This window comes from Parenemella sanctibonifatiensis (genome assembly GCF_002250565.1).
Taxonomy (GTDB): Bacteria; Actinomycetota; Actinomycetes; order Propionibacteriales; family Propionibacteriaceae; genus Parenemella; species Parenemella sanctibonifatiensis.
The window spans coordinates 347,511-359,944 of sequence record NZ_NMVJ01000006.1; the positions used below are offsets into that span (position 1 = coordinate 347,511).

General features: G+C 68.4%; 9 protein-coding genes. All 9 read left to right on the top strand.

Annotated elements, in window-relative coordinates; all coding sequences use genetic code 11:
* The first annotated feature begins 157 nt into the window (after positions 1–157).
* The 9 genes from carA (at position 158) to metK (ending at position 12,330) form a co-directional block, all read left to right on the top strand.
* On the top strand, positions 158–1,351 hold the full coding sequence (gene carA / locus CGZ91_RS06185) for a glutamine-hydrolyzing carbamoyl-phosphate synthase small subunit (protein WP_094453464.1): 1,194 nt from the start codon (positions 158–160) through the stop codon (positions 1,349–1,351).
* Positions 1,351–4,698, top strand: coding sequence for a carbamoyl-phosphate synthase large subunit (carB, locus tag CGZ91_RS06190; RefSeq protein ID WP_094453466.1), 3,348 nt, complete (start codon positions 1,351–1,353; stop codon positions 4,696–4,698). Before carA ends, carB begins: the two co-directional genes overlap by 1 nt.
* Positions 4,695–5,804: a quinone-dependent dihydroorotate dehydrogenase gene (locus tag CGZ91_RS06195; protein WP_094453468.1), complete on the top strand. Its 1,110-nt coding sequence runs from the start codon at positions 4,695–4,697 to the stop codon at positions 5,802–5,804. The genes carB and CGZ91_RS06195 overlap by 4 nt, the downstream gene beginning before the upstream one ends.
* 15 nt (positions 5,805–5,819) lie before the next feature.
* Entirely contained in the window at positions 5,820–6,662 is an 843-nt protein-coding gene (gene pyrF, locus CGZ91_RS06200; RefSeq protein WP_094453470.1) for an orotidine-5'-phosphate decarboxylase, read from the top strand.
* Positions 6,659–7,234 carry a guanylate kinase gene (gene gmk / locus CGZ91_RS06205; protein ID WP_094453472.1) on the top strand — a complete coding sequence of 192 codons (576 nt, stop codon included), beginning with the start codon at positions 6,659–6,661 and terminating at the stop codon, positions 7,232–7,234. The genes pyrF and gmk overlap by 4 nt, the downstream gene beginning before the upstream one ends.
* A 45-nt stretch (positions 7,235–7,279) precedes the next feature.
* Positions 7,280–9,439: a hypothetical protein gene (locus CGZ91_RS06210; protein WP_094453474.1), complete on the top strand. Its 2,160-nt coding sequence runs from the start codon at positions 7,280–7,282 to the stop codon at positions 9,437–9,439.
* Positions 9,436–9,774: a DNA-directed RNA polymerase subunit omega gene (gene rpoZ, locus CGZ91_RS06215; RefSeq protein WP_094451072.1), complete on the top strand. Its 339-nt coding sequence runs from the start codon at positions 9,436–9,438 to the stop codon at positions 9,772–9,774. The genes CGZ91_RS06210 and rpoZ overlap by 4 nt, the downstream gene beginning before the upstream one ends.
* A 107-nt stretch (positions 9,775–9,881) precedes the next feature.
* Positions 9,882–11,132 carry a bifunctional phosphopantothenoylcysteine decarboxylase/phosphopantothenate--cysteine ligase CoaBC gene (gene coaBC / locus CGZ91_RS06220; protein WP_229116462.1) on the top strand — a complete coding sequence of 417 codons (1,251 nt, stop codon included), beginning with the start codon at positions 9,882–9,884 and terminating at the stop codon, positions 11,130–11,132.
* 10 nt (positions 11,133–11,142) lie between these two features.
* The gene (gene metK / locus CGZ91_RS06225; RefSeq protein ID WP_094453476.1) at positions 11,143–12,330 is read left to right on the top strand and encodes a methionine adenosyltransferase; all 1,188 of its coding nucleotides are present in this window, start codon (positions 11,143–11,145) and stop codon (positions 12,328–12,330) included.
* Positions 12,331–12,434: the final 104 nt, after the last annotated feature.

Genomic DNA, 12,434 nt, shown 5'->3' on the forward strand with positions numbered 1-12,434 from the left:
TTCCGGATCACGCCGGCACTCGGGCGTACGTCGCATCGTCGACGTACGCCCGTTGTGGTGCTGTGGTCGAGCGTCCGGCACCCCCGCCCACCGCTGGTACTGTGGCGCCGACACACCTACCTTTAAGCCCTGTCCTGTGAGGCAGGAAAGGACGGTCATGACCACACCCGCCACTGATCCGACCCCCGCGGTCCTGGTCCTCGAGGACGGCCGGACGTTCACCGGCCGCGCCTACGGGGCCCTCGGCGTCACCTTCGGGGAGTGCGTCTTCGCCACTGCGATGACGGGCTACCAGGAGACGCTGACCGACCCCAGCTATCACCGCCAGGTGCTGGTGGCGACGGCTCCGCACATCGGCAACACCGGCTGGAATGACGACGACGACGAGTCGCTGCGCATCTGGGTCGCCGGATATGTCGTCCGCGACCCCTCGCCCCGGCCTTCCAACTGGCGTGCCCGCCGCAGCCTTGATGACGAGTTGCGACGACAGCACATTGTCGGGATCAGTCACGTGGACACTCGGGCACTGACCCGCCACATCCGCGACCAGGGTGCGATGCGGGTTGGGATCGCCAGCGACGGCACCAGCGCCGAGGCGCTGCTGGAGCAGGTACGCGCACAGCCCGAAATGGCCGGCGCCAACTTGGTCGCCGACGTCACCACCCCCGAGCCCTATGTGGTGCCGGCAGTGGGGGAGAAGAAGTTCACTGTCGCCGCCGTCGACCTCGGCATCAAGGCGATGACCCCGCAGCGGATGGGGGAGCGTGGCATCGAGGTGCACGTGCTGCCCGCGAGCGCCAGCCTGGCCGACATCACTGCGATCGACCCCGATGGTGTGTTCTTCTCCAACGGCCCCGGTGACCCCGCTGCCAGCGAGGAAGCCGTGGCCCTGCTGACCCAGGTGTTGGATGCCGAACTGCCGTACTTCGGGATCTGCTTCGGCAACCAGATCTTCGGCCGCGCGCTCGGCCTGGAGACCTACAAGCTGCCGTTCGGTCACCGGGGTGTGAACCAGCCGGTTCAGGACCTGCGTACCGGCAAGGTCGAGATCACCTCCCAGAATCACGGCTTTGCGGTGCGCGCCCCCGAGGGCAACCGCGCCACCACCCCGTGGGGTGAGGTGTCTGTCTCGCACATCAGCCTCAACGACAACGTGGTGGAGGGCCTGGAACTGACCGACGAGAACGGCGACGTGATCGCGTACTCGGTGCAGTACCACCCCGAGGCCGCCGCCGGCCCACACGATGCGGCCTATCTGTTCGACCGATTCCTGGACCTGCTTGCCAGACGAGAACGCAGCACCGACAACCTGCAGAACAACAGCCAGCCGACCGCGGGGGAGGAGGCCTGATGCCACGCCGCACCGACATTGAGTCCATCCTGGTCATCGGCTCCGGGCCGATCGTCATCGGACAGGCCTGCGAGTTCGACTACTCCGGCACCCAGGCCTGCCGGGTGCTGAAGGAGCAGGGCTTCCGGGTCATCCTGGTCAACTCCAACCCGGCCACGATCATGACCGACCCGGAGTTCGCCGACGCCACCTACGTCGAGCCGATCACGCCTGAGTTCGTCGAGCACGTCATCGCCAAGGAACGCCCCGATGCGCTGCTGGCCACCCTCGGTGGCCAGACCGCCCTGAATGCGGCGGTCGCACTGCACGACAACGGGGTGCTGGCCAAGTACGGCGTCGAGTTGATCGGCGCTTCGGTACCCGCCATTCAGCGCGGTGAGAACCGCGAGGAGTTCAAGGAGATCGTCCAGCAGCTCACGGTCCCCGGTGCCTACGGGGTCGCCGAGAGCCGGATCTGCAACACCATCGACGAGGTGGTTGCTGCGGCCGAGGAACTGTCCTACCCGGTCGTGGTACGCCCGTCCTTCACCATGGGTGGCGTCGGTTCCGGCTTCGCCCACAACGAGGCCGAGCTGCGTCGCATCGCCGGCGTCGGTCTGTCCGCCAGCCCGGTCACCGAGGTCCTCATCGAGGAGTCGATCCTGGGCTGGAAGGAGTATGAGCTGGAGGTGATGCGCGACAAGGCCGACAACGTCGTCATCATCTGCTCCATCGAGAACTTCGACCCGATGGGTGTCCACACCGGCGACTCGATCACCGTCGCTCCGGCCATGACCCTCACCGACCGCGAGTTCCAGCTGATGCGGGACGTCGCCATCGGCGTCATCCGGGAGGTCGGAGTCGAGACCGGCGGCTGCAACATCCAGTTCGCGATCAACCCCGACGACGGTCGGATGGTCGTCATCGAGATGAACCCGCGGGTGTCGCGATCCTCGGCGCTGGCGTCCAAGGCCACCGGCTTCCCGATCGCCAAGATCGCCGCCATGGTGGCCATCGGCTACACCCTGGACGAGATCCCCAACGACATCACAGAGAAGACCCCGGCGGCATTCGAGCCGACGCTGGACTACGTCGTGGTGAAGGTGCCCCGGTTCGCGTTCGAGAAGTTTCCCTCCGCCGACACCACCCTCACCACCCACATGAAGTCGGTGGGCGAGGCGATGGCGATCGGCCGGAACTTTCCTGAGGCACTCGGCAAGGCGCTGCGGTCGATGGAGAACACCCACGCGGCATTCGACTTCGCCCCCGGCGATGAGGACCTCGCCGCGCTGCTCAGCGAGATCGAACGTCCCACCGATGGTCGACTGCAGAAGGTGATGCGGGCGATCGTGGCCGGCGCCACCGCCGAGCAGATCCACGAGGCGACCTCGATCGACCCGTGGTTCATCGACCAGCTGGTACTGATCCACGCCACCGCCCGCGCGGTCGCCGACGCGCCGCAGTTGACCGCTGACCTGCTGGTGGAGGCCAAGCGGATCGGCCTGTCCGACGAGCAGATCGGTACGCTGCGCCAGCTCGGTCCCAACGTGGTCCGCGAGGTGCGCGCCGCGCTGGGTGTACGCCCGGTTTACAAGACGGTTGACACCTGCGCCGCCGAGTTCGAGGCGCGTACGCCCTATCACTATTCGACCTACGACCAGGAGACGGAGGTGACGCCGCGTGAGAAGCCGGCGGTGCTGATCCTGGGCAGCGGTCCGAACCGGATCGGGCAGGGCATCGAGTTTGACTACTCCTGTGTGCACGCGGCGATGACGTTGTCCGAGGCGGGCTACGAAACCGTCATGGTCAACTGCAACCCTGAGACGGTCTCCACCGACTACGACACCTCCGACCGGCTCTACTTCGAGCCGCTCACCCTGGAGGACGTGCTGGAGGTCTACCACGCCGAGCTCGCGGCCGGTCCGGTTGCCGGTGTGATCGTTCAGCTCGGGGGGCAGACGCCACTGAAGCTGGCGCAGGCCCTCAAGGATGCCGGTGTCCCAATCGTGGGCACCAGCCCTGAGGCGATCGATCTGGCCGAGGAGCGAGGGGCCTTCGGGCGGGTGCTGCAGGAAGCCGGCCTGCCGGCCCCCAAGCACGGCACCGCGGTGTCCTATCCCGAGGCGAGCGCGATCGCGAACGAGATCGGCTTCCCGGTGCTGGTGCGGCCCTCCTACGTGTTGGGCGGCCGCGGCATGGAGATCGTCTACGACGACGCGTCGCTGGCCGACTACATCGCCAACGCCACCGAGATCAGTGCCGACCATCCAGTGCTGGTGGACCGCTTCCTCGACGACGCCGTGGAGATCGACGTCGATGCCCTCTATGACGGCAACGAGCTCTATCTCGGCGCGGTCATGGAGCACATCGAGGAGGCCGGCATCCACTCGGGTGACTCGGCCTGCACGCTGCCGCCGATCACGCTGGGTGATGCCGACATCGAGCGGATCCGTACCTCGACCGAGGCGATCGCTGCCGGCGTCGGCGTCCAGGGGCTGATCAACATCCAGTACGCCCTGGCAAGCGATGTGCTGTACGTGCTGGAGGCCAATCCGCGCGCCTCACGTACGGTGCCGTTCGTCTCGAAGGCCACCGCTACGCCGCTGGCCAAGGCGGCTGCCCGGATCATGCTGGGCGCCAGCATCGCCGAGCTGCGTGGCGAGGGTGTCCTCAAGGCCACCGGTGACGGGGCTGACGTGGGATCGCAGGCGCCGATCGCGGTCAAGGAGGCCGTGATGCCGTTCAACCGGTTCCGCACCCCCGAGGGTGACTCGGTGGACACCGTGCTGGGCCCGGAGATGCGCTCCACCGGCGAGGTGATGGGCATCAGCCCGAGCTTCGGGATGGCGTTCGCGAAGAGTCAGGCCGCCGCCGGCACGAAGTTGCCGACCGAGGGCAAGGTCTTCGTCTCGGCCGCCAACCGGGACAAGCGTCACGTTGTCTTCCCGGTCAAGCGGCTGGCCGATCTCGGCTACCAGATCCTCGCGACGGAAGGCACCGCGTCGGTATTGGGCCGCTACGGCGTGGACGTCGAGGTGGTGCGCAAGCACAGCCAGGGCGAAGGCCCCGACGGTGAGCCGACCATCGTGCAGATGATCCACGACGACCAGGTCGCGTTGATCTTCAACACGCCGCACGGCACGTCTCGCCACGGCCGGCCCCGCTTCGATGGCTGGGAGATCCGAACCGCCGCGACCCTGCGCGAGGTGCCACTGTGCACCACGGTGCCCGGTCTGGTGGCTGCGGTGCAGGCGATCGAGGCGCGGGCACTCCAGGGGCGGGCCGAACAGACCCTGGGAGAGCCCGAGGAACATCCGGTGCGCTCACTGCAGGACTGGGCGCCGCTGTTGCGGGGCGAGCAGGCATGAGCGCGTGGCAGCGGGCGGGGGTTGGCCTGGAGAGGCTCGGCTATCACCATGCGGTGCGGCCGTGGTTGTTCGAGGGACATGACGATCCCGAGGACGCTCACCTGGCCACCCTCGACCTGCTGCGCCACACCGCGCTGACCTCCTGGGGTCGGCTCGCATTGCGAACCGGTGCCGGCCGACGTACGCCGATCACCGTGGGTGGGGTGGAATTCCCCGGCCGGATCGGGCTGGCGGCCGGAGCCGACAAGAACGGTGTCGCCGCGCCTGCTTGGGGGCTGTTGGGGTTGGGTTTTGCCGAGTTCGGCACCGTCACCCCGAGGCCCCAGCCCGGCAACCCGAAGCCACGATCGCATCGGCTGCTGGACAGTGCCGCGTTGGTGAACTCAATGGGCTTCAACAATGCCGGCGCGACGGCTCTGGCGGAACGCCTCAGCCTGCTGGGAGCGCAACGCGGCAACGGGGCACTCGGTCTGGCGGTCGGCATCTCGCTCGGGAAGAACAAGGACACCGACCTGGCCGACGCGCCCCAGGACTACGTCGCAGGCCTGCAGGCGGTGCACCAGGTCGCTGACTATGTCGCCATCAACGTCTCCAGCCCCAACACGCCGGGGTTGCTGGGCCTGCTGGAGCCGCGCGATCTGACCAGGCTGTTGGTGCGGCTTCGGGAGGCTGCCGAGGAGTTGGCCGCTGGTTCGCCCGGCGGGCATCCCCCGATGCCAATCTGGCTGAAGCTCTCCCCGGACCTGAGCGACCGGGGCGTACGCGAGGCCGTGGCGCTCGCCGAGGAGCACGGCGTCAGCGGCATCATTGCCACCAACACCACGATTGCGCGGGAGTCGCTGGCCCCGGCCGACCAGGACCGCGGCGCTGCCCTCCCGGGCGGGGTGTCCGGCAGCCCGTTGACCCGACGCGCCCGCGAGGTCGTCGGGCTGGTTGCGGTCTCCAGCCACCTGCCAGTGATGGCGTCCGGAGGAGTGATGACACCTGGTGACGTGGCCGCGATGTTCGACAACGGCGCGGCACTCGTGCAGCTCTACACCGGACTCGTGTACAACGGACCTGCACTGATCGGCGCTGCCAACGAGATGGCACGCGTTCATGGCTGAAGTAGGGAGGCGACGATGACGGCGCCGGAGAATTGGCAGCAGCGACTGGCCGCTGCCACCGAGAGCCGCGGCCGGCTGTGTGTCGGTCTCGATCCACATCCGGGGATCCTGCAGGCGTGGGGACTACCCGATGACCTGTCCGGGCTGGCCGGATTCGCCGGCACCGTGGTCTCCGCCTTCGCCGGCCGGGTGGCGGTGGTCAAGCCCCAGCTGGCCTTCTTCGAGGCGCATGGACACCGCGGGCTGGCGATCCTGGAACAGCTCACCAGCGCCTTCCGCCAGGCCGGCACCCTGGTCCTGCTGGACGCCAAGCGCGGTGACATCGGGTCGACCATGGCGGCGTACGCCCGCACCTTCCTGGCACCCGATGGCCCCTACGCCGCTGACGCTTTGACGGTCAGCCCCTATCTCGGCGTACGCGCATTGGCACCGGCCTATGAGCTCGCCGCCGAGACCGGTGCCGGACTGTATGTGCTGTGCCGCACCTCCAACCCGGAGGCCGGCTGGCAGCTCAGCGGCGAGCCGACGCTGGCCCAACAGGTGGTCACCGACTGCCGCGCCGTCAATGCCGAGCTCGGTTCCGCGGTGCTGGGTCTGGTGGTGGGTGCGACCCGGCAACTTGACGTCGAGCTGCCCGGCACCGAGCTGTCGGTGCTGGCTCCTGGCTTCGGCGCCCAGGGCGCTCAGTTGGGCGAACTCGACCAGCTCTACGGCACCGTCGCTCCAGCGGTGTTGCCGACCGCGAGCCGGTCGGTGCTGGCAGCCGGCCCGGGCGTCGACGCGCTGCGGGCCGCGCTGGCCGATCACCTGGCACAACTGCCGGCGCGCGCCGATGGACAGGAGCGGGAGCAGGCATGAGTCAGGCCGCCAACCATGCCCCCGGCCGCATCGTCGTGATCTCCGGGCCCGCCGGGGTCGGCAAGGGCACCGTCTGCAAGCGTCTGCAGCAGCGTTGGCCCGAGCTGGCGCTGTCGGTCTCGGCGACCACCCGGCCGGCGCGGCCCGGCGAACGGGAGGGCCGGGAGTACTTCTTCGTCAGCGACGAGCAGTTCGACGAGCTGATCGCGACCGGCGGGTTGCTTGAGTGGGCCGAGGTGCACGGCAGTGCCCGCTACGGCACGCCGCGGGCCGCCGTGAACGAGCTGGTGGCGCAGGGCCGCACCGTCATCCTCGAGATTGAGCCCCAAGGAGCCCGCCAAGTCCGCGCGGCTCTTCCCGATCCGATCACGATCTTTCTGGCGCCGCCGTCCTGGGAAGAACTGGTCAACCGACTCGCGGGCCGCGGCACCGAGACCACCGCCCAGCAGCAGCGCCGGCTGGAGACCGCGCGCGTTGAGTTGGCGGCCGTGCAGGAGTTCGACCACATCGTCGAGAACCGCACCGTCGACCAGGCGGCCGACGACATCGCTGCCCTGCTCGGCCTGGCCTGACAGCTGCGCCCGCGTCGTCTGACCAGCAAGCACAAAGGAGTACTCATGGCCAAGGACGGCCTGCTGACCGAGGTCACCGATCTGGGGGTGGTCCGCTGGGAACCCAAGATGAACACCTCCTGCGTCGGCATCTGGCGTGACGGCCGACCCGTGCTGTTCGTTCAGGGCGGCTCTCCCGGCGACGGGGTCAGATTCGGCGTCCTTGACGCCCGCACGGGTGAGTCCTTGGCCCAGCACCACCTCACCCAGATCCGGGACTCGTTGTCGATGGTGACCGGCCCCGACGGCCGCGTCCACATCCCCGGGTGGGGTCCGGAGGCCCGAGTCCTCGTTTACGACCCACAGACCGACGGGTTCGAGGACCTCGGCGTCGCGGTCGAGGGCGAAACCCACATCTGCCGGATGCAGGTGCTGCCGACCGGGGAGCTGTGGGGCGGGACCTACCCCAACGGCCACATCTTCAGCTGGGACCCGACCACCCGGGCGTACACCAATCACGGCCAGCTCGGGGAGGGCGAATGGTACGCGCGCTCGGTCGCCCATGACGGCGACCACACCCTCTATGTCGGCACGGAGGGCTCGGCGCGGCTGTTCCAGTACGACCTGCGGACCTGGCGGCGCAGCGAGATCCCGCAGCCGGCCGACATGGATCCCGCCGACTACCGGATCGCCCTGATGGCCTGGCGCGGCGGCTTGTTGTTCGCGCAGTATTCGGTCTCGGGGCACTGGCACGTCTGGGATCCGGCAGCGCAGGAATGGATCTTCCGTACGCCCGCCGGCGCCACCTCGATGCCGACCGAGCTGTATCCCGGCACCAGCAAGGTCTATCTGGCCGAGCGGGAGGGCGAACGGCTGGCGTGGTTCGACGTGGCGACCCGCAGCTATGGATCTGCGGGCTGGGGCCAGCGGCTCACCTCCAAGCGCGGCGGCGGCAACCTGAATCTGGTCGACCTGGGGGACCCGCTCGGCCCCCACGTCATCGGCATGGGCCGGGAACGCGCCATCTGGCACTTCCACCCGCCGACCGGCACCGGGCACATGCTCGAGGATGCCGAGCTGCCCGCGGCCCGCCTCACGGTCCGGTCGCTCGGCGTGGGACCTGATGACAAGGTGTACGTCGGCTACGGCTTCAACTCCGGTCTGTTGACCCGGTGGAACCCGGTCACCGAGGAGTTCGAACACCTCACCCCGGCGCCCGGCAACCAGCTCCATTCCCAGCTCGTCGCCTCGGACGGGACGATGTGGCTGGGTACCTATTCCAATGCGGTGCTGCTGCGCTATCGCCCGGACCAGCCCTACGCCTGGGGTCACAACGCCCGGATCGCCGACGAGTTCGGCGATGACATGCAGGACCGGTTGTTCGGGTTGGCGGAGTTGTCCGATGGCCGGATCGCGATCGGCGGACTCGGCAAGCGGGGCTGGCCGCACGGCATCCTCGCCCTGCACGATCCCGCAACCGGCGAAACGGTACGACATCGGGAACTGTTGCCCGGCCACGAGATCATGGCGCTGACCACCGTCGGCAGCACGCTCTACGGCGCCACCTCGATCGAAACGCCCGGGCTGGACCCCAGGGTGCCCGATGCGGTGATCTTCGCCTTCGACACCGAGACGGACACGCTCAGCTGGACCGCAGAGCTGCCCGGCGTAGCGACGGTGTCGAAACTGCTGGCCCGCCGCGACGGACAGCTGTGGGCGATGACCACGCTGGGGGACCTCCGCCTCTTCGACCCGGCCAGCCGCACCGTCCAGCAGGTCGTGCCCGTGGGCGAACCGGGTGGCAACTACGCCTTCGCGACGCTGAATCCCTCCGCCGCGTCGACCTCGGAGGGGGACGGCCACTGGTATGGCTCGACCGCGTCGGGCAGCATGTTCCGCTTCGATCCCGAGACCGGTGCCGCGCAACGGCTGGGGGAGGGGGAGTATCTGGTCCGGACCTCCGACGGCACGCTCTACTGGGTCGAGGGCTGGACCAACCTGGTCCGCGGCCGCTTGAAGCTGTGGCACGAGAGATGCAGTGACACAAGAGGATGCAGTGACACGAGAGAAGCAGTGACACAAGAGAAGCAGGCGGCGTACGCCCCGTCATGCTTGGCGCTGTCGTCCCTGTCGGTTAGAGTAAGGGGTCGCACACCATCGCCTGCGCTTTGCGCGGCTGTACTGGTCGTGCCAGAAGTCCAGATCCAGATGAAGGTAGGACCTTGAGCACCACTCCGCACGGCATCACCAACCCGCCCATCGACGACCTCCTGACCAAGGTCGACTCCAAGTACGGCCTGGTCCTGTTCGCTGCCAAGCGGGCCCGTCAGATCAACGCCTACTACTCGCAGCTGGGCGAGGGCCTGTTGGAGAACGTCGGCCCGCTGGTCGACTCCGCCATCCAGGAGAAGGCGCTGTCGATCGCGCTGCGCGAGATTGACGGCGACCTGCTCGAGCTCACCCCGATCGATCCGGACGCCGAGCCCGAGGTCGACGAGGTCGGTGGCGAGGCCCTGATGCCGGCCGTCACCCCCGACTTCTCCGACACCGATCCGGCCTGACGTTCGGCCCGAGAACCCTGCCTGAGCGCACCCACCGCGCCGCAGCGCAACGCACCGCCCCTGAGCCACCGTGCTCAGGGGCGGTTCAGTTCTGAGAGGATGCCGGTATGGCTTCCATCGTCCTCGGCGTCAGTGGCGGCATCGCCGCCTACAAGGCATGTGAGTTGTTGCGCAGACTCAAGGATGACGGTCATGACGTGACCCCCATCCCGACCCCGGCCACGCTGGGGTTCGTGGGGGAGACCACCTGGGCGGCACTGTCGGGCAAGCCGATCCGCACCCGCGTCGACGAGGACGCGCACCTGGTGCCCCATGTCACCATGGGGCGCGCCGCCGACCTGGTGTTCGTTGCTCCCGCCACCGCCGACCTGATGGCACGGGTCGCCGCAGGACGGTGCGATGACCTGCTGACCGCCACCATCCTCACCGCCACCTGCCCGATCGTGATGGCACCGGCGATGCACACCGAGATGTGGCTCAACGCGGCGACCCAGGCCAACGTCGCGACCCTGCGGGAACGAGGCATCACCGTCATCGACCCCGCCGAGGGCCGACTCACCGGCGCCGACACCGGCCCGGGCCGACTCGTCGAACCCGCCGAACTACTGCTCCACGCCCGCAGCGTGCTGGCCGACCCCGAGGTCGCCCGCTCCGCCGCACGCCAGGACCTGGCCGGCGTACGTCTCGTGGTCAGCGCCGGCGGCACCCGGGAACAGCTCGATCCGGTGCGTTACCTCGGCAACCATTCTTCCGGGCTGATGGGCTTTGCGATCGCTCGCGCAGCCCGGCTGCGGGGCGCCACCGTGACCGTCGTAGCCGGTGCCGTGGACCATGAACCACCTGCCGGCTGCACCGTGGAAGAGGTGGTGTCCACCGCTGATCTCGATGCCGCGATGCGTCGCCACGAGGCCGACGCAGATGCGATCGTGATGGCCGCTGCGCCCGCTGACTTCACCCCGGCCAGCCGCGCCGATGGGAAGATCAAGAAGGACGACGAGTCGTCCAGGCTGCAGCTCGACCTGGTGCAGACCCCGGACGTGCTCCACGGGCTGGCTCAGCGACGCGACGCGAGTTCGACATCGGCCACCGGCACCCGGCGTACGCCGCTGTTGGTCGGCTTTGCGGCCGAGACGGCTGGTTCGGTCGAGGCGCTCACCGACCTGGCCCGTGCCAAGCGGCGACGCAAGGGTTGCGACCTGATCGTGGCCAATGACGTCAGCGGCGGCGCGATCTTCGGAGCCGCCGACACCTCGACGCTGTTGGTCGACGAGGAACGGGCCATACCAGTTGCGGGCGACAAGAATGTCGTCGGCCACCGGATCGTGGATTGGGTCAGCAGCCAGCAGTCGGCGGACTAACATCGCAGCCATGCGGCTATTCACCTCCGAGTCCGTCACCGAGGGGCATCCCGACAAGATTGCGGACGCCATCAGCGACGCGGTCCTCGACGAACTCCTGTCCCAGGACGACCAGTCCCGGGTCGCCGTCGAGACCCTCCTCACCACCGGCCTGGTCGTCGTCGGCGGTGAGGTCAGCACCGAGGGGTACGCCGACATCACCGGGCTGGCACGCAAGACCATCCTCGACATCGGCTACGACGCCTCCCAGAAGAGCTTCGACGGCCGGTCCTGCGGTGTCATGGTCAGCGTCGGCGGCCAGTCCGCCGACATCGCCCAGGGCGTCGACCAGGCCTTCGAGGTCCGCGACGGTGCCTCCACCGACGCCCTGGACCGGCAGGGTGCCGGCGACCAGGGCATGATGTTCGGCTACGCCTGTGACGAGACCCCGACGCTGATGCCGCTCCCGATCGACCTGGCGCACCGGCTCGCCGAGCAGCTGACCAAGGTCCGCAAGGAACTCACCGTTCCCTACCTGCTGCCCGACGGCAAGACCCAGGTCACCATCGGCTACGAGGGCGACCGCGCCGTCAAGGTCGACACCGTCGTGGTGTCCTCCCAGCACGGACAGCACGTCGATCTCGACAACCTGATGCGTCCCGACATCATCAACCAGGTCATCACCCCGGTGCTGGAGCGTTACCAGCTGGACCACAGCGACACCAAGATGTTCGTCAATCCGACCGGCAAGTTCGAGGTCGGTGGCCCGATGGGTGATGCCGGCCTGACCGGCCGCAAGATCATTGTCGACACCTATGGCGGCATGGCCCGGCACGGCGGCGGCGCATTCTCCGGCAAGGACCCCTCCAAGGTGGACCGCACCGGGGCGTACGCGATGCGCTGGATCGCCAAGAACGTGGTGGCAGCCGGCCTGGCGACTCGCTGCGAGTGCCAGGTCGCGTACGCGATCGGCAAGGCTCAGCCAGTCGGCTTCTACGTTGACTGCTTCGGGACCGAGACCGTACCGGTTCAGCGCATTCAGGACGCCGTACGCGAGGTCTTCGACCTGCGCCCGGCCGCTCTGATCCGCGACCTCGAACTGCGCCGACCGATCTACGGCAAGCTGACCTGCTACGGACACTTCGGCCGGGAACTTCCCGAGATGACTTGGGAGCGCACCGACCGGACCGACGATCTCATCAGCGCCGCCCGCGTCTGACAGGCGGTCGCTGGGCTTCGGCAGCTGAGTTGCCGTCCGGTTCGGCGAGGGCTCCAGCCGTACGCCTGTGCCCTCACCCTGATGCGTCACCGACGCGGCGGGCC